Annotated in this window: 16 protein-coding genes; 2 read left to right on the top strand and 14 right to left on the bottom strand. The window is 54.9% G+C overall.

Annotated elements, in window-relative coordinates:
* Positions 1-194: 194 nt before the first annotated feature.
* The 4 genes from ABIT76_02730 to ABIT76_02715 are packed head-to-tail and all read right to left on the bottom strand — an operon-like array spanning position 195 to position 2,707.
* Complete coding sequence (locus tag ABIT76_02730; protein MEO7932052.1) at positions 195-665, bottom strand: DUF192 domain-containing protein; 471 nt, start codon at positions 663-665, stop codon at positions 195-197.
* A 1-nt stretch (position 666) separates the two neighbouring features.
* A complete protein-coding gene (gene folD / locus ABIT76_02725) occupies positions 667-1,557 on the bottom strand; it encodes a bifunctional methylenetetrahydrofolate dehydrogenase/methenyltetrahydrofolate cyclohydrolase FolD (GenBank protein MEO7932051.1) in 891 nt (296 codons plus the stop codon).
* A gap of 14 nt (positions 1,558-1,571) precedes the next feature.
* Positions 1,572-2,033 carry a cyclic nucleotide-binding domain-containing protein gene (locus ABIT76_02720; protein MEO7932050.1) on the bottom strand — a complete coding sequence of 154 codons (462 nt, stop codon included), beginning with the start codon at positions 2,031-2,033 and terminating at the stop codon, positions 1,572-1,574.
* Complete coding sequence (locus ABIT76_02715; protein ID MEO7932049.1) at positions 2,030-2,707, bottom strand: ABC transporter ATP-binding protein; 678 nt, start codon at positions 2,705-2,707, stop codon at positions 2,030-2,032. Before ABIT76_02715 ends, ABIT76_02720 begins: the two co-directional genes overlap by 4 nt.
* Positions 2,708-2,734: 27 nt before the next feature.
* Between ABIT76_02715 and ABIT76_02710 the strand changes: the two genes are divergently transcribed.
* Positions 2,735-3,514 (top strand): RluA family pseudouridine synthase, encoded by a 780-nt coding sequence (locus ABIT76_02710; protein MEO7932048.1) that lies wholly within the window; start codon positions 2,735-2,737, stop codon positions 3,512-3,514.
* A gap of 228 nt (positions 3,515-3,742) precedes the next feature.
* On the opposite strand, the gene ABIT76_02705 is transcribed toward ABIT76_02710, so the two are convergent.
* From ABIT76_02705 to ABIT76_02670, 8 genes are all read right to left on the bottom strand, one after another.
* Positions 3,743-4,978, bottom strand: a complete 1,236-nt coding sequence (locus ABIT76_02705) for a DUF4910 domain-containing protein (GenBank protein ID MEO7932047.1) — start codon at positions 4,976-4,978, stop codon at positions 3,743-3,745.
* Positions 4,979-4,989: 11 nt separating this feature from the next.
* Positions 4,990-5,538, bottom strand: coding sequence for a dTDP-4-dehydrorhamnose 3,5-epimerase family protein (locus tag ABIT76_02700; protein ID MEO7932046.1), 549 nt, complete (start codon positions 5,536-5,538; stop codon positions 4,990-4,992).
* On the bottom strand, positions 5,535-6,566 hold the full coding sequence (locus tag ABIT76_02695; protein ID MEO7932045.1) for an SDR family oxidoreductase: 1,032 nt from the start codon (positions 6,564-6,566) through the stop codon (positions 5,535-5,537). Before ABIT76_02695 ends, ABIT76_02700 begins: the two co-directional genes overlap by 4 nt.
* A 12-nt stretch (positions 6,567-6,578) precedes the next feature.
* Positions 6,579-8,582: a glycosyltransferase gene (locus ABIT76_02690; protein ID MEO7932044.1), complete on the bottom strand. Its 2,004-nt coding sequence runs from the start codon at positions 8,580-8,582 to the stop codon at positions 6,579-6,581.
* Between the two features lie 89 nt (positions 8,583-8,671).
* The gene (locus ABIT76_02685) at positions 8,672-9,934 is read right to left on the bottom strand and encodes a dihydrolipoamide acetyltransferase family protein (GenBank protein MEO7932043.1); all 1,263 of its coding nucleotides are present in this window, start codon (positions 9,932-9,934) and stop codon (positions 8,672-8,674) included.
* 35 nt (positions 9,935-9,969) lie between these two features.
* On the bottom strand, positions 9,970-10,944 hold the full coding sequence (locus tag ABIT76_02680) for an alpha-ketoacid dehydrogenase subunit beta (protein ID MEO7932042.1): 975 nt from the start codon (positions 10,942-10,944) through the stop codon (positions 9,970-9,972).
* Between the two features lie 67 nt (positions 10,945-11,011).
* Entirely contained in the window at positions 11,012-12,109 is a 1,098-nt protein-coding gene (locus ABIT76_02675) for a thiamine pyrophosphate-dependent enzyme (protein ID MEO7932041.1), read from the bottom strand.
* Between the two features lie 33 nt (positions 12,110-12,142).
* Positions 12,143-12,724 carry a DUF6580 family putative transport protein gene (locus ABIT76_02670; GenBank protein MEO7932040.1) on the bottom strand — a complete coding sequence of 194 codons (582 nt, stop codon included), beginning with the start codon at positions 12,722-12,724 and terminating at the stop codon, positions 12,143-12,145.
* A gap of 133 nt (positions 12,725-12,857) precedes the next feature.
* Between ABIT76_02670 and mnmG the strand changes: the two genes are divergently transcribed.
* A complete protein-coding gene (gene mnmG, locus ABIT76_02665; GenBank protein ID MEO7932039.1) occupies positions 12,858-14,756 on the top strand; it encodes a tRNA uridine-5-carboxymethylaminomethyl(34) synthesis enzyme MnmG in 1,899 nt (632 codons plus the stop codon).
* Positions 14,757-14,838: 82 nt separating this feature from the next.
* Here mnmG and ABIT76_02660 read toward each other — a convergent pair whose 3' ends face one another.
* Complete coding sequence (locus ABIT76_02660; protein MEO7932038.1) at positions 14,839-16,053, bottom strand: type II secretion system F family protein; 1,215 nt, start codon at positions 16,051-16,053, stop codon at positions 14,839-14,841.
* Between the two features lie 91 nt (positions 16,054-16,144).
* Complete coding sequence (locus ABIT76_02655; protein MEO7932037.1) at positions 16,145-16,366, bottom strand: hypothetical protein; 222 nt, start codon at positions 16,364-16,366, stop codon at positions 16,145-16,147.
* Positions 16,367-16,408: the final 42 nt, after the last annotated feature.

Here is a 16,408-nt window from a genome sequence, read left to right as displayed (position 1 = left end):
CCCGGAGCAACTCTACCGGAGGTTCCCAACTGCTTCCGAAAGCCCGGAGCAACTCCACCGGAGGTTCCCGACCGCTTCCGAGAGCCCAGAGCAACTCCACCGACGGTTCCCGACCGCTTCCGGGAGCCGGGAGGAACGATACCGGGGCTTCCCACACAGCCAGGTCAGCCCTGGCGGATTATCATCGCCCCATTTCAGCGCGCCGCTGGAAACGGAGGCAATCCCTGCACGCTCACGCCCGGCTTCAATCCGTGCTTTTGGAACCAACCCTGGTTCATTTCGAGCGCGTAGGCCATGTCGGCGGTGGCGCTGGGGATCGGCGTGTCGTCGAGTGGTGTGGCGGCGTGAATTTCGCGGACCCGGCCCGTGCGGTCGAGATAGGCGATGTCGAGCGGGAGGTTTGTGTTGTGCATCCAGAAACTGGCCCGCCGTAATTCGGGGAAAACGAAGATCATGCCGTGATCGTCGGGCATCGTTCGGCGATACATGAGGCCGGTCTGCATGGTTTCCGGGGTGTCGGCGATCTCAGCGGTGACCTTTTCCTTTCCGATGGTGAGCTGGGACGTCTTCAGCGCAAAGGCGGAGGACGCTGCGGGCGCTTTCTCGTGGCACGCGCTGAGTGCGATGGAACTCCCGAGCAGGAAACTGAGGAGCAGGCGGCGCATCTTAACGGAGGCCGTGGATCTGCTCGGCGGCCTGGATGGTGTTGGCGATAAGGAGGGCGATGGTCATGGGGCCGACGCCGCCGGGGACGGGCGTGATGGCGGCACATTTCGGCGCGACTTCGTCGAAGGCAACGTCGCCGACGAGCTTGTAGCCCTTGGCGGAGGTGGGGTCGTCCACGCGGTTGATGCCGACATCGATGACGACGGCTCCCTCGCGGACGTGCTCGGCTCGGACGAATTCGGGGCGTCCGATGGCGGCGATCAGGATGTCCGCCGACTGGGTGATGGCAGCGAGATTTTTCGTTCGCGAATGGGCGACGGTGACGGTGGCGTCCCCTCCCCGGCCCTTTTGCATGAGGAGAAGCGCGAGGGGTTTGCCGACGATCATGCTGCGGCCGAGGATGACGATGTGGGCTCCGGTGGTTTCGATTTTGGACTCAATCAGGAGCCGCTGGCAGCCGAGCGGGGTGCACGGGACGAATCCGCTGGGGTCGCCGAGGGCGAGTTTGGCGACGTTCTGCGGGTGGAAGCCATCGACGTCTTTGCGCGGGTCGATGGTGCGGATGACGGCGGCTTCGTCGATCTGCGGCGGCGGGGGCGATTGGACGAGAATGCCGTGGATAGCAGGGTCGGCGTTGAGGGTTTCAACAAGGGCGATGAGCTGACTTTGAGTGGTATCAGCGGGCAATTCGTGGCGAACGGAATGGAGCCCGAGCTCCTGGCACATCTTGTCTTTCGAGCGGACATAGGCACGGGAAGCTGGGTCGTCGCCGACCAAAACGACGGCGAGTCCGGGGGTGATGCCGGCAGCTTTTAACCCGGCGACTCGGGCGCGGGATTGCTCACGAATGGTGGCGGCGATGGCTTTGCCGTCGATCAAGTGATAGGCCATGAAACTGTCCCGCGTCAGGCGAGGAGGGAGTCGATGTATTTTTTATTGCCCATGCGCAGGCGGGTGACGAGGACGCGTCCGACGGCGACGAGGAGCTTGAAAGCAGCGCTGGGATAGACGCCGGCCAGGGCGCGAATGGTGGCCTGCGAGATGGCGAGCATCCGGGTGTCGCCCACGGCCAAAACGTCGGCCGAGCGTGGGCCTTCATCGACGAGGGCGAGTTCTCCAAAGAAATTGCCGGCGCTGAGGGTGGCGAGCTCGATTTGTTTCGTTTCGCCGCGATGAACGACTTTGACCGTGCCGGAGACGATGACATACATGGAGTCGCCCAGTTCGTCCTGCTTCACGATGAGCTCACCGTCGCTGTAACAGGCGCAATCGATGAGGCTGGCGAGCCCTTCGAGTTCGGATTCGCTGAATTCTTGAAAAAGAGTGAGGTCGCGAATTTTCGCCACCGTGTCTGAAATGTCGCTCATGGGATGATTTTTCCGTCCCGCAACTGGATCCTTCGCGAGGCGGCGCGGGCGACCTCCTCACTGTGGGTGACGATTATCATGGTGGCGATGCGCTGAGAAGCAATTTTCTCCAGCACTTCGAGGACGATGGCGGCGTTGCGCGAGTCGAGATTGCCGGTCGGCTCGTCGGCAAGGAGGAGCTGGGGCCGGTGAACGAGGGCGCGCGCGATGGCCGTCCGCTGCATCTCTCCGCCGCTGAGTTGATGCGGAAAATGCTGCCGCCGGTCGGCCATGCCGACGATCTCCAGAGATGCCGACGCCTGCTCGCGCGCGGTGGCCGGTTTTTGCCCTTGGAGAAGGAGCGGGAGCATGACGTTTTCGATCACGCGCATGGTCGGCAGGAGGTTGAAGAATTGAAAAACGATCCCCAGCGTGTCGCGGCGATAGCGGGTAAGATCGCTCTCCGTCGCCGTGTGCAAAGCGGTGACGCCGACGTGGATTTCGCCAGATGTCGGTTGGTCGAGTCCGCCGAGGAGATGCATCAGGGTGCTCTTCCCACAGCCGCTTTCCCCGGTGATGGCAATGAATTCCCCAGTCTCGATCTGCGCGGTAATGTGGTCGAGTGCATGAACGCGGTCTGCGGCGTCGGCGTTTTCCAAACCGTAGATTTTCGTGACTTCGTGGAGGCGTATCATGCGTTGTTCCGATAACATGGGCGCACCATGCGTCAACCGGGCGAACCCATTTTCACCAACCGGGAGTTCCATGTCATTGAAGAATCCGACGACTGGATCGTGGTCGATAAACCGCCGCATTTAGTGGTGCATCCGACTGTGCCGAACGGGACATTCACGCTCTGGCATGGGTTGCGAGAGTTGCTGGCCTTCGAACTGGCAAATGGGGGTCAGGTTTCCATTATTAACCGTCTGGATCGCGAAACGAGCGGGCTCGTTCTTATTGCCAAGCACCGCGCTGCCGCCCGGTCTCTGGCCATGGCGATGCAAGCCGGATCAGTGAAAAAGGAATACCTCGCGATCGTCCTCGGCCATCCGACTTGGACTCAAATCACGGTCGATGCGCCTGTTCTGCGAAAAGGCTCGGTGGAAACGTCGCGCATCTATCTCAAGCAAATGGTCCACTCGACGGGTGCTGCCGCCCTGACTGACTTCGAGGTTCTGGAGCGTTTTTTAGGGCCGGGTTCCATTCCTCTCTCGCTCGTCCGCGCCATTCCCCTCACCGGTCGCACCCATCAGATTCGCGTCCACGCCGCGCATCTGGGCTTCCCCTTGCTCGGGGACAAAATCTACGGTGCCGACGAAGGCTGTTATCTGGATTTCATCGAAACGGGCTGGACTGAAACCCTGGCCGCACGCCTTCTGCACCCGCGCCACGCCTTGCACTCCGCCTTTCTGAGTCTGCCCGAACTTGGCCTCGAATGGAGAAGTCCCCTCCCCGCTGACCTGCAAAAGATCGTCGATATGGGCACTTGTTCACACGCTTAATAAGAAGAGATAATCTTTTCAGAACCTATCTTATTAATCTTAAGGAAACCAATAACTCGGCCCAAAAGCGTTCCACAACGGGCAGAACCGGCCATTCCACGAACCATCCGGTTGTGAAAAACTCCCCGAAAAGCATTCAGCAAAAGCGCCTGACTACCCGCTCAGGGTAGAACCCGATGCAACTCGCCTCTTGTTGGAGCCTTATTCACAAGAGCGGCACAGCGGTTTTTAACCAACGCAATCGAGGAGTCCGGCTCCAACCAGCCGGTCAGCAGCGCTTTTGATCTGGGCAAACGGGTGCCCCGATCGATAGGCGATGTCGAGCAACGAGTGGGAGCAGTCGGACTGATTGAGCACCCAGAGAAAGGCCATGTTTTCCGCGGGATCCGCGGCATAGAACCCGCGTTTGCCTAGTTGCGGCTCGCAAAAGGGAGACAGATTTCGATAGATGCGGTTGTCGGAGAGGTTCGTGAGAATCCGGATTAACAGATCCGAGGACTCCGCCAAAGCTTCTGGTTGAAGAAAGTCGAGGTTGTCTGCGGAAGTATGATACTCCGGGTAAGTGCCGTGCGGTGTGCGCATCAGGCAACCGACCGGCAGGGCGATTCCAGGGGAGTTATATTGGCGTTCGTCGTAGCCGTAGGGAGAGAACGGCAGGATGTGAAAGGGATGTCCGCTTTCCCGCAAAGTCAGCTCGGCAACGCGATCGATCTCAGCCTTTTCCGAGCGAGTTAGCTTGTAATGAAACTCCTGTCCCGCGCCGACACCGGTGACGACGAGACCGTGTTTGATCGAAGTTAGTTGGTTAGTCGCCAACCAGGAGATCGCGCCAATGGTCCCAGGAACAAAGACGAACCGAATCGAGTAATGGTTAGAAGTGCTGGCAAAATGAAGCGCCGCATTCAGCGCCACGAGGATGCCAGAGAGGTTGTCATTCGCCAGTGACGGATGGCAGATGTGCGTCGAGATGAGAATCTCCTCAGTCGTGCGACCCGGAATAAAAAACTCGCCATAGTTCAACACTCCGGGAGCAATGTTAGTCGCAATATGGACCTCATATTCTGGGTCTAACAATGTAGCCTTCAGTTCTTCTGAAAGACAAAAGCCCCAGGCTTTTCGATAATAGCTAGTCTTGTAAGGAATCAGAGTCGGCAGATCCGGAAGCGTGTGCAGATGCGACTCTAACTCCGTTCTGCTAACCAAGCCGCTGAAAGGTTGGCTGTATTGCAGCAGATGGAGATTGTGGTTGGCGAAATCAACAACACGCTGTCCCTGTCGATCTGCCAGCCAGGCTTCACTTACATTCCATTCATCTGGCACGATCCAGTCAAAAACTTGGGTCCCCGAAGGCACGGTTTTGATTTCAATGGCTAGATGTTCCTGCAAAATCCCCAACGTCTTGCGCACACCGGCACCAGTGATGCTTCTGCAAATAGGATAGAGCCGCGAGGCCAGTTGGTGCATTTCCAAGCCAGTCATATCGCAGCTAGCAGTAGAGGATCAAACAAGGGAGCGACGGCATCCTTCGGACTAAGAATCGGATCAGCAATTGGCCAGGTGATTCCGAAATGCGGATCGCTCCAAAGAAAACCACGAGCCGCAGGAGCATGGAAGGCGCGGTTCATATGATAGTAAACCTCGACGCCATCTTCCAAGGTTTGAAACCCATGAGCAAACCCTTCAGGAATGTAAAGCACGGCTGGATTGGCCGATGTTAGCACAACAGAGAAATGCTGCAGATAAGTCTCAGACTCGAGACGCAAGTCGATAATCACATCATGAATCGACCCCGCCGTGACTCGAACTAACTTGGTCTCGCCATGCGGTGCGACTTGCAGATGCATTCCACGCAAAGTCCCGCGAAGTTTGTTCTGCGACATGCTGGCTTGTTGCAGATTAGGATCTAACTCACGTGCCAGAAACTCTTCCCGACAAATGATTCTGGAAAAAAATCCACGTTCATCGCAGATCGGCTCGGCCTCGATCAGCCATGCGCCAGGCAAAGGCAGTGGCGTGAATTTCATGCCGCAGGAGTCTTCCAAAAGAAGTCGCCGTCGATACGGCCTTCCTTGATCAGTTTTTCCAAAGCTTTCAGCCGCGTAAATGGATGCGCCAGAAACAACTCGGTTGTCAGCGGAATGGCGTTGAATAACTCCCTCAGTTGACGCACCCCTTTTGCGGCATCCCATTGGCAAATGTAGTTGGGAAACCTCTCATGAATTTTGTCGAAGGAAACACGATAACTGCGGTTGTCGCTGGGCTGCGAGCCGAAGGTTAGTTTGCAGTCGGGATACTCAGCGGCGACGAATTCCGCAATATCGCGAACCTGATAGTTATGCTGTGTGTCACCGACGTTGAAGACTTCATTATGAATCTTCTCCGCATCCGCAGTTAGCACCGTCTCGATGGCACCGGCAATATCTTGCGCATGAACCAGCGGTCGCCACGGTGTGCCGTCGCTCATCATCGCGATAGTCTTGGTCGTGTGCGCCAGACCGGAAAGATTGTTGAGGACAATGTCGAATCGCATTCTTTGCGAAGCTCCATAAGCTGTGGCGTTGCGCAGGAAGACTGGAGAGAAAGCGGCGTCGGCCAGCGGACTTACATCGCGCTCCACAAAGGTTTTGCAGATGGCATAAGCAGTCTGCGGATTCACCGGAGACTTCTCGGTCACATAGTCGCCCGTGCCGACTCCGTAAACACTGCACGACGACATATAGACAAAGCGGCTCACACCCGCTGCCTTCGCCAGAGTGGCTAGCCTAAGGGAAGCTTGGTGGTTGATCTTGTAGGTAATATCCGGGGCCAGTTCGCCAGTCGGATCATTGGATAGCTCGGCCATATGAACAATCGCATCGTGACCAACCAAGTCTTGCGCGCTGATTTCACGAATGTCTTTCTTGAGAGTGCGAATGTTAGGTTCGCTGCCATAGAGTAGGCCATCGGAGTAGAAGCCAGTGTCCACACACGTTAGTTGATGTCCTGCTGCCAACAATCGTGGTGCCAGCACCGAGCCGAGATATCCGTCTGTTCCTGTGACTAGTATGTTCATAAAATGAGAAGTTTACTTAAACCTCAGCCGCTTCGGCAGATGCTCCGTGAGAATACTAGGGAAGCACGTCCCGAGATAGGTTAGCATCATCTTGAAAGACGGATGAATCTTCAAGCCTTGTTTCAAGTAGTCGCGAGCCCGCTTCCGATCTCCCGAGCGCAGCAGTGAGACAGCCGCATCGCGATGATGGTCGGCGTAGCGTGGGATGAAGTATCGACGAAGCTCGGCCACGCGCGGATCATCGAGGATAATCTTGTAGATGGCAATGTAGGCGTCGTTCACGCGCAGCCGCTCCTTGGTGCTCTCGGAGTTTCCATGATGACGGTAGTAGGTGAGCTTTTCGTTCACATAGTAACAAGCCGCGCCATCCCGTGATGTTAGATAAGCGAGCCAGTAGTCATAGACGGAGGGAAGATCAGCAAAATCATTCCAGGCCACGCCATCTTTTCTAAATACTGTCGCCATGGCGATGGGTACGGAAAGATCGACCAGAGCCATTTTTTTGAAGGGCTGATAGAGACCTTCCTGCAGCCGTGTGCGGGCATACAGGGAGCTGTTTTTTCTGGTGACGCTCTCATTAACAACGCCGTTTCCATCCACGATGGAATGATCGCTGAAAGCCAGAACTGCTTCGGGATGAGCTTCGAGGGTTTCCACCATTCTCTCTATGAAGCGTGGTGCCCAGAAATCGTCGTCGTGCAGGTTGGTTAGATACTTCCCACGAGAATGCAGGAAGCCGTCCTGAACATTGGCGGTCATGCCGATGTTAGTCTCGTGGCGGTGATGAATGATGCGCGAGTCTGTGAAGCTGCGCACGATGTCGGTGGTGGCCTGCTCGCTGGCGTTGTCGCAAACTAGTATTTCTAGATTTTGATAGGTCTGGCTGACAACACTTTCCAAGGCCACCCGCAACAGATGCGGACGGTTGTAGGTTAGCAGAACAACCGAGACAAGCGGCTGTGTGCTGACAACTGGTTGGGGCGATGTTGTGATCGGTGTCGCCTGTCTGTCCAGGCTCTCCGCAGCGAGATCCAGGACTTTGTGGGCGAATTTCTGGATGATCTCTGTGTTCCATTGCGGCAGGGCCAGACGCCTGACGCAGGATGTTAGGAGCGTCTGGCGGCAGAGCTTAAACCGAGCGAGATGCTCCTCGTCTGTCATTCCTTCGAGGAAGGAGATCAGTGCGTCATCGGACTCAAACTCCGATGCATCGACGAAGCTGTTTGGTGGAAAGGTTTCGTAGATGCGCGTGCCCCTGCCCCAATAGACCGGAAGGCATCCGGCTGCGATGGAATGCCAGATTTTCTCTGTGCAATAATTGGGCCAGATGGTGTTCTCAAAGCAGACGTTAAAGCGGTAGTCCCTTAAAATTTCCAGCTTTCGATTCCACCAGGTGGTTCCACCGTTTTCATAACCTGATTGCTCCAGGGTACTAACTTCGTTGGGCCAGCCATTGCCAACGATGTCGGCCAGTCCACGGCGATAGAGAATTATGGCGAGAGTCTGCCGCCGTTCGTTGAGATCGATGTTGAGCCCATTGGAAACCAGTCCGGTCTCGGCTGGCTTCCGCCATGCATAAATGCAGACGCAGAATTTTTTCCGGGCAGCGAGACTGCTCGCATCCAACTCGCAGGCGGGTGGAGTTTTTAGATTGACGCCGAGATCGAGCGCGTTGTTCTGATGATAGGAGCCGAGGAAATGTAGGTTGTGCCAGAAGACGTCGCCGGTATAGACGTTCATTACCCGCTGGTGGGCGGTGGATGTGTTGGGAGGAAAAGTGACGTCGAAACGCGGTTCGTTGGTCCATATGAGTAGAGGTTTCCAAAAGAGGAGCCGCCGCAGCCATTTGAATCTAAGTCCGCTACTGGTCAGACTGAGGAGAATGTCGGCTGCGAACGGACTTGTGGCGTATTCGACGTGGTAGTTTTTTAGAAACTCCACCTCGTCTGCATTCGTGAAAGGGAGTGCGGGCGCGTCCTGCAACCAGGCAATGGAGAGTCGTCCGGGCTCAGTCATCACTGGAAGTCAGAACAAATCTTCCAGACGTCGCCGGGCAACGGGAACTCTCTCTGAGGGGCGCTGTTTTTCTGGCCCTTCCTCATGGATCAAACCAGAGCCAGCGCGGGTTGCTCGAGATACCTGCGGAGTTCCACCAAGAAGGCGGCGCCGACTGCACCGTCGATCACGCGATGGTCTGCGCTGAAACCGATGGTCATGCGGTCCCCTGCCACGATGTCGCCCTTCGGTCCGACGACTGGTTTTTTCACGATGGAGCCGATGGCGAGAATGACGGATTGCGGCGGGTTGACAATGGCGTAGAAGCTTTCGATGCCGAATGGCCCGAGGCTGGAGACGGTGATGGTGCCGCCCTGGTATTCTTCGGGTTTCAGTTTTTTGGAACGCGCACGGCTGGCGAGATCCTTCATTTCGCTGCTGATCTGGGCGAGGGTTTTGCCTTGGGCATTGCGCACCACGGGAGTGATGAGGCCGTCGTCAATAGCGACCGCAACGGAGATATCGACGCTGCCATATTCCACAATGGCGTCGCCATCCCAAGAGGCGTTGACTTTGGGCACGCGCAGGACTGCGGCCGCAACGGCTTTGAGAACGAAGTCGTTGATCGTGAGCTTGGCCTGGCCGGTGGCTTCGAGTGCGGAGTTGAGGCTGGCGCGGAGACTGAGAATTGGCGAGGCATCGACTTCCATGCCGAGATAGAAATGCGGGATGGTGGTCTTGCTGGTGACGAGTCGACTGGCGATGACTTTGCGCATGCCGGAGAGTGGAATGCGAGTCGTGGTGCCGGGTGGAAGCACGGGAACGGCGACGGGTTTTGGCTCGGCTTTGGGAGCGACGGCAGCGGGCTTGGCTTCCGGGGCGAGTTTGTTAGTACTGGCACTGGAGCTGGCGGCGAGAACGTCCTTTTCCACGATGCGGCCTCCGGGGCCGGAGCCGGTGATGGTGGAAAGATCGACGCCTTTTTCCAAGGCGACTTTTTTGGCGAGAGGCGAGACTTTGATTCTTTCCTCCGAGCCAGTGGCTGCCGCAGTTTTAGTCACGGCGACTTCTGGAGCCGCTGCTTCAGTCTTTGCTTCCGGGGCTGCAGGTTCACCTTTCGCGGGTGCTTTTTCTCCAGCAGCAACGAGCACGGCGATTTGTTCTCCTACCGCGGCTTTGCCGCCGTCCTGCACATAGATTTCTCCCAGGGTGCCGTCTTCAAAGGCTTCCAATTCCATGGTGGCCTTGTCGGTTTCGATCTCGGCCAGAATGTCCCCCACTTCCACTTTGTCGCCCACTTTTCTTAACCACTTGAGGACGGTGCCCTCGGTCATGGTGTCGCTCAGTTTGGGCATTTCAATGTAAGTCGGCATGGGAGTTTTTTTAACGATGTGAGTGGAGGTGTGGACTAGCTAATGGCCAGAACCTTGGCAATGATGCGATGGACTTCGGGAAATTGCAGCTTTTCAATTTGCGGGCTGTAAAAGGCCGGCGCGTCGAGTGAGGTCACGCGCTGCACGGGAGCATCAAGATCATCGAAACATTTTTCCTGAATCATTGAGGCGATCTGCGCGCTCACGCCGCAGAAAGGTTTGTTTTCATCCACCAGCACTGCGCGATGTGTTTTTCTAACACTCGTTAGAATCGCCTCCTCATCCAGCGGACGGATGCTCCGCAGGTCGATGACTTCGCAGCTAATATCGTGCTCGGCTTCCAGCAATTCAGCCGCTTTCAGTGCGGTCAAAATGGCGCGTCCGTGTCCGATAATGCTAACATGTTTTCCTTCGCGTTTGATGTCGGCCTTGCCGAGCGGAATGAGATATTCCTCGTCTGGAACCTCGCCTTTTTCGCCGTAGAGCAAGGTGCTTTCCATAAACATCACAGGGTCGTTGTCGCGGATCGCGGTTTTCATCAGGCCCTTGGCGTCGTAGGCTGTGGCAGCGCAAACCACCTTAAGACCGGGAATGTTAGCCAACCAGTTTTCGGGCGTGTGGCTGTGCGTGGCGCCAACGCTAGTACCGCCGTTGGCGGGCCCGCGGATGACGATTGGGCAATTGATTAGTCCCCCACTCATGTAGCGAATCTGAGCGGCATTATTGATGATTTGGTCGTAAGCCACCGTGGCAAAACTCCAGAACATGAGCTCCATGACGGGACGAAGTCCTAACATCGATGCGCCAATGCCCATTCCAATGAAACCCGCTTCTGAAATCGGTGTGTCCACCACACGTTTGTCGCCGTATTTTTTCCAGAGGCCGCGGGTGACTTTGTAGGCGCCATCGTATTGGGCGACTTCCTCGCCGATGAGGACGACATTAGGATCGCGTTCGATTTCCTCGGCAAAAGCCTGGTTGAGTGCGTCGCGGTATTCGATTAGGGCCATGTTAGTAAATCAGGTGAATGTTGGCAGCCGGCCATCGGAATTAGGACCGAACGGCGGGTGGAATTTTCTAGTCGTTGAAGAAGTGTTTCCCAGTGCGGCCCGCCTCTGTGCCGCGATCGACTTCGAAGTAAACGTCCTCAAAAATGCTGCTCGGATCTGGCAGCGGACTTTCCTCCGCGAATTTGGCGGAAGCGTCCGCCTCGGCCTTGGCCGCATCGCTAATTTTGGTGTATTCCTCCTCAGTCAGCACGCCCTTGCTGATGAGGTGACGCTTGTAGAGCTGGATCGGATCGTGGTTCTTTTTGTAGTCCTCGATTTCTTCGGCGGAGCGGTAGCCGCCCTTGTGTTTGGCGTCGGCCACGGAATGCCCGTAGTGCCGATAGGTATCGAACTCCAAAATGGTCGGACGTGATTCGTTGTGCGCGCGCTCAATGGCTTTCTGAGTGACGGCGCGGACTTCATTGATGTCTTCCCCTTTCGCCTGCGCCCATTCGATACCGAACGCCTCGCCTCGTTCCGCCAGACAATTTTTAACGACGGAAGAACGTTCCAAACTGGTGCCCATCGAATAGCGATTGTTTTCGATGATGTAAATAACTGGAAGGTCCATCAAAGAAGCCATGTTCAAGCACTCGTAAAACGCGCCCTGATTCACCGCGCCATCACCGAGGAAACATAAAGCTGCTCCTTTGAGGCCTTTATACTTGATGCCATATGCCAGCCCCAACCCTAGCGGCGTCTGTCCAGCGACGATGCCGTGTCCACCCCAATAGTTTTTGTCAGGAGCAAAAAAGTGCATCGATCCTCCCTTCCCTCGTGAGCAGCCCGTGGCTTTTCCATAAAGCTCGGCCATGCATTCATTCATCGTCATGCCGACTGCCAGAGCGTGTCCGTGGCAGCGATAGGCTGTGATCACGTGATCGTGTTCACCCATGAGGGAGCAAACGCCGGCGGCCACAGACTCCTGCCCGATGTAGAGATGAATGAAACCACTCATCTTTCCGCCTTGATATTTCGAGAGACCCACCTGCTCAAAACGCCTGATTTGCAGCATCTTGCGGAGCAGTTCTAGTTGATCAGCGGTTGTGAGCTTGCGATTGATTTCAGCCTCACTGGAATCGTGGTTTTCAGCAGACACGGCATTTTGTTTCGCAAGTATTTCCATAAATGATGTTGAGTGTGCTGCGGTTGATTCGATTTATACAGCAACAACAGGCCGGGATTGGACCGCGCTTTTCTTAGAGGTGACCGCCATACAAATCAGAAAGAGGCCTGTAAAAAGAACGTCGCTAACTAGCGAGTTACGAAAGAAAGAAATAGTTGAAGGTAGTCCCGGCAGTCCTGTTGTTAGCGCCTGAGCCCAGCCGGCAAATGTCTTCGCATAGCCGGCATCCCCTACCCAGCTAACGGTATTGGTCGCCACGTAGAAAAACACAGAGGCGGCCACAGAAGTTCCCAGCAATGCCATTGGCTTACGCCCCAGCGTTTCGCGTTTGCTAAAAGCCCACGAGCCGATCACTGCAAAAATGAAATAACGCGGGACTAGTTCCCAGCTCAACATTGGTGTGGAATAAGCGAAGATGTTGAGAGTGAAATCCGACACAAGCAAGATCAAGAATGGCACCCATGCGGCCATTCGCTTGGGAAAGAAGACTGCGCCGCACAACACCAAAGACGCCAATGGGGAAAAATTTCCCATCCAATCGTGGTGCACATGTAGCAATGGCGGAACGATTCGGATCAGTATCGCTACAAAAATGAGGAAGAGGGCTGCGGGCATCAGCTTTATAGTGTTTGGAAAGGCGAAAAAATCAACCCCGAAGTGTATCTAATTTACAGTAAAAATTATCGGCAATGAAGTTAAGGAGGCGTCATGTTCCACGTGGAACGTGGCTGCTCTTTTGATTTGAACCATGGCTTCTTCTAACGCATTGTTCAGGGTGTTTGTTTATCCAAAGAGATACGACGTTGTGGTCGTAGGGGCTGGTCATGCCGGCGTTGAGGCCGCCATGGCTGCGGCGCGCTTAGGTTGTATAACTGCAATTTTGACCCAAAATGCCGATACGGTGGCTCAAATGTCTTGCAATCCAGCCATTGGTGGTTTGGCCAAGGGTCACATCGTGAGAGAAATCGACGCATTGGGTGGTGTTATGGGTCTCAATACGGATGCAACTGCCATTCAGTGCAGGATGTTGAATGCCAACAAAGGTGCAAGCGTGCGTGCTCCGCGTTCCCAGTGCGATAAAAAGGCGTACCAGTTTCGGATGAAGTGGATGATTGAATCCCAAAAAAACCTCGACTTTATTCAGGGAAATGTAACCCAAATCTTGACGTCCGACGATCAAGTTACGGGGGTTAGGACGAATTTGGGTCTCGAGATCCGCACGGGAACAATTGTGATCACGACGGGAACATTTATGAGGGGTCTGCTCCACGTCGGTATGCAAAACGCTACAGGCGGTCGAATGGGGGATAGTGTTTCAACGCTTAGCGACAGCCTGCGCACTCTCGGCTTTGAAATAGGTCGTTTTAAAACGGGGACACCTTGCCGCCTCAATGGTCGATCGATCGATTTTAGTCGATGCGAGCGTCAGGAAGGTGACGAGCCGGCGCCATTGTTCACATTTCTGGAGGATTTCCTAAAGGCAGGCGAAAATGACATTTTCAGCTTAAACCGCTTTCACGGTGGGAAGTTCCATGTGGAACAAATCCCTTGCTGGATTACGCACACGAATCCAAAAACGCACGGTATTATCCGTCGAAATCTCCATCTTTCTCCACTGTATGCGGGAAAGATTGAGGGAGTGGGGCCCCGATATTGTCCATCGATTGAGGACAAAGTGGTTAAATTTTCAGAAAAGACCCAGCACCAGCTCTTTTTAGAGCCGGAGGGACGGCAAACTCACGAATATTACGTGAATGGCATCTCTACGAGTCTGCCTTACGAGGTGCAATATGCCTTTATTCGGTCGATTAACGGTTTGGAAAATGCCGAAATTATTAGGCCAGGATACGCAGTGGAATACGACTACTGTCCGCCAACGCAGTTGAAGTCTACTCTCGAAACGAAACGGGTGGGTGGATTATATTTTGCAGGGCAAATCAATGGGACCTCTGGCTACGAAGAGGCTGCTGCTCAGGGATTAATGGCGGGCGCAAACGCCGGGTTGAAAACCTTGGGACGTGCTGAGTTCATTCTAACTCGCGATGAAGCTTACATCGGTGTGATGATCGACGATTTGATTACCAAGGGAGTGACGGAACCCTACCGCATGTTTACCAGTCGGGCTGAATTTCGGCTTCTATTGCGCCAGGATAACGCAGATTTGCGTCTCACTCCCAAGGCGGCTGAATTTGGATTGGTTTGTTCGATGAGGCAGAAGAAAGCAGAGGAGCGCCGTTCATCTCTGACTGCGGCCTTGGTGATCTCCCAACAACAAAAATTTGAAGGAGTCCGTGTCGAAAAGCTGCTCCGAAGGCCTTCATTTAGCCACAAAGATTTGCCTGTTGAAATACTTGGCGGGATTGATTCATCCATCTGGGAAATGCTGGAAACTGACTTAAAATACGAGGGCTACATTCGACGTCAGGAGAGTGCGGTGGCTCAAGCGCGCAAGCATGAGACGCGCAAATTTCCAGAGTGGCTGGACTTTGATGCGGTTCATGGTTTGAGGCTGGAGGCGCGGCAAAAATTTTCCGCGATTAAACCCGAGACTCTAGGGCAGGCGGGTCGAATCAGCGGAATTACCCCGTCAGATATTGCGCTTCTCACGGTGTGGATGGAGCGGGGGAGTATTCCCATCGACGATTGATTTCAGAGGAAGACCAAACTCCTACCAAAGCAAAAGGGTTGCGCTGTTCGACGCAACCCTTTTGCTTTGAATGACTTGTAGTTTACTTTGAAACCACGTCGCTGAGCTTGAAGATAGGCAGGAAAAGAGCGAAAACGATAAAGCCAACAATGGCACCCAGAAAGACGATCAGGAGGGGCTCGATCAAAGACGTTAATGCATCGAGCAACGCCTCAATTTCCTCATCCCAGAAATCGGCCATTTTTTCCAACATGCTATCGATTTTACCGGTGGCCTCGCCGGCGGATACCATGCGCAGAAGCATTGGTGGGAAAATAGGTTCCTTGGCCAGCGAAGTTGCCAGGGGATCGCCTTTTTCCACCAGAATGCTGGTTCGGCGAATCGCTTTTTCCACCATCACGTTGCCAGATGTTTCTGCAATGATTTCCAAAGTCTCCAAGATCGGGACACCGCTGCGAATCATCTGTGCGAAAGTGCGCGCCATGCGGGACATGCAGATTTTGTGAATGAGCGGGCCGAAAATTGGCATCTTCAGGCACCATTTATCCCAAGTTTCACGACCGGACGGCGTTTTCAGCCAGGATTTTAGCGCGTAGTAAACAGCGCCGATGACGCCAAAAAGTATATACCAGTAGGCGCGGAGAAAGTCGCTGATATTAATCAGAACCTGCGTTGGACCAGGTAGTTGCGAACCGAAGTCCGCAAAAATCTCCGCGAAAACTGGGACCACCTTCATAACGAGGAACAGGCTGATCCCCAGCGCAATACAGATGACGACGGCCGGATACGTCATGGCGCTTTTAACCTTTTTCTTCAGGCGCGCGCTGGCCTCCAGAAACGCGGCCAGACGATCCAAGATTTCCGAGAGCAAACCGCCAGATTCACCAGCGCGCACCATGGCTATGTAGAGCCGCGAAAACGCATTGGGGAATTTTGCGACCGCTTGGTTGAATTGGTCACCGCCTTGCACAGACGCGATCAACTCGGCGGTAATCGTGTGCATCGCCTTTTGCTTTTTAGGGTCCATCTGCTCGAAAAGGGCCGACAAGCCCGTGACCAGTGGCAAACCGGCATCGACCATGGTGGCGAGTTGGCGGGTAAAAATCACCAAATCTGTCTCTTTGGGACTGAGAAACTTCGAGGAAAGCTTCTTGCCCTGCGCTTTTTGCTGAATCGAGAGCACCATCAAACCGCGGGACATGAGATTGCTGATGGCGTTGTCCTGGCTGACAGATTCGATAACGCCGGAGAGAATTTTCCCCCCGTTGTCGCGAGCTTGATAGGCAAATGTGATCATAATTGAAAAAATCAGGCCGTTAGCAGCCTGTCTTTCAGTTAAGCACATCCGATGCCAACGTTAGATTACGATGGAACTCGACTCACGCCGCTTATTCCAGATCTTCCGCCACCACGCTGGTCTGCTCGCGCGCTCCGAGAAGTTCCGCCTGGGAAATGACCCGCTGGGGAGTGCCGTCGAAGCGGTAGCCGTGACAATTCGGGCAATTTACCACGCGCTCCGCCACGATCGACTCGCAGCCCTCGCACACTTTGTAGCGTTCGGCTTGGGCGGCGATTTCGCGGGCTTTTCGGGCTCGTTCTTCCAGAGACATTGCCATAAATACCACAGGACCGGAGGAGCGACAAACCGGGAG

Source organism: Chthoniobacterales bacterium (assembly GCA_039930045.1).
GTDB lineage: Bacteria > Verrucomicrobiota > Verrucomicrobiia > Chthoniobacterales > DASVRZ01 > DASVRZ01.
Note: the sequence above shows the minus strand (reverse complement) of the source record. Positions and strands in the feature narration are given on the sequence as shown.

What these genes read in the sequence shown, in the direction of transcription:
- ABIT76_02720 (MEO7932050.1), bottom strand. Translation starts at nt 2,033, where the DNA reads ATGAGCGACATTTCAGACACGGTGGCGAAAATTCGCGACCTCACTCTT.
- ABIT76_02660 (MEO7932038.1), bottom strand. Translation starts at nt 16,053, where the DNA reads ATGATCACATTTGCCTATCAAGCTCGCGACAACGGGGGGAAAATTCTC.
- ABIT76_02680 (MEO7932042.1), bottom strand. Translation starts at nt 10,944, where the DNA reads ATGGCCCTAATCGAATACCGCGACGCACTCAACCAGGCTTTTGCCGAG.
- ABIT76_02695 (MEO7932045.1), bottom strand. Translation starts at nt 6,566, where the DNA reads ATGAACATACTAGTCACAGGAACAGACGGATATCTCGGCTCGGTGCTG.
- ABIT76_02730 (MEO7932052.1), bottom strand. Translation starts at nt 665, where the DNA reads ATGCGCCGCCTGCTCCTCAGTTTCCTGCTCGGGAGTTCCATCGCACTC.
- ABIT76_02655 (MEO7932037.1), bottom strand. Translation starts at nt 16,366, where the DNA reads ATGTCTCTGGAAGAACGAGCCCGAAAAGCCCGCGAAATCGCCGCCCAA.
- folD (MEO7932051.1), bottom strand. Translation starts at nt 1,557, where the DNA reads ATGGCCTATCACTTGATCGACGGCAAAGCCATCGCCGCCACCATTCGT.
- mnmG (MEO7932039.1), top strand. Translation starts at nt 12,858, where the DNA reads ATGGCTTCTTCTAACGCATTGTTCAGGGTGTTTGTTTATCCAAAGAGA.
- ABIT76_02690 (MEO7932044.1), bottom strand. Translation starts at nt 8,582, where the DNA reads ATGACTGAGCCCGGACGACTCTCCATTGCCTGGTTGCAGGACGCGCCC.
- ABIT76_02685 (MEO7932043.1), bottom strand. Translation starts at nt 9,934, where the DNA reads ATGCCGACTTACATTGAAATGCCCAAACTGAGCGACACCATGACCGAG.
- ABIT76_02710 (MEO7932048.1), top strand. Translation starts at nt 2,735, where the DNA reads ATGCGTCAACCGGGCGAACCCATTTTCACCAACCGGGAGTTCCATGTC.
- ABIT76_02715 (MEO7932049.1), bottom strand. Translation starts at nt 2,707, where the DNA reads ATGATACGCCTCCACGAAGTCACGAAAATCTACGGTTTGGAAAACGCC.
- ABIT76_02700 (MEO7932046.1), bottom strand. Translation starts at nt 5,538, where the DNA reads ATGAAATTCACGCCACTGCCTTTGCCTGGCGCATGGCTGATCGAGGCC.
- ABIT76_02675 (MEO7932041.1), bottom strand. Translation starts at nt 12,109, where the DNA reads ATGGAAATACTTGCGAAACAAAATGCCGTGTCTGCTGAAAACCACGAT.
- ABIT76_02670 (MEO7932040.1), bottom strand. Translation starts at nt 12,724, where the DNA reads ATGCCCGCAGCCCTCTTCCTCATTTTTGTAGCGATACTGATCCGAATC.
- ABIT76_02705 (MEO7932047.1), bottom strand. Translation starts at nt 4,978, where the DNA reads ATGCACCAACTGGCCTCGCGGCTCTATCCTATTTGCAGAAGCATCACT.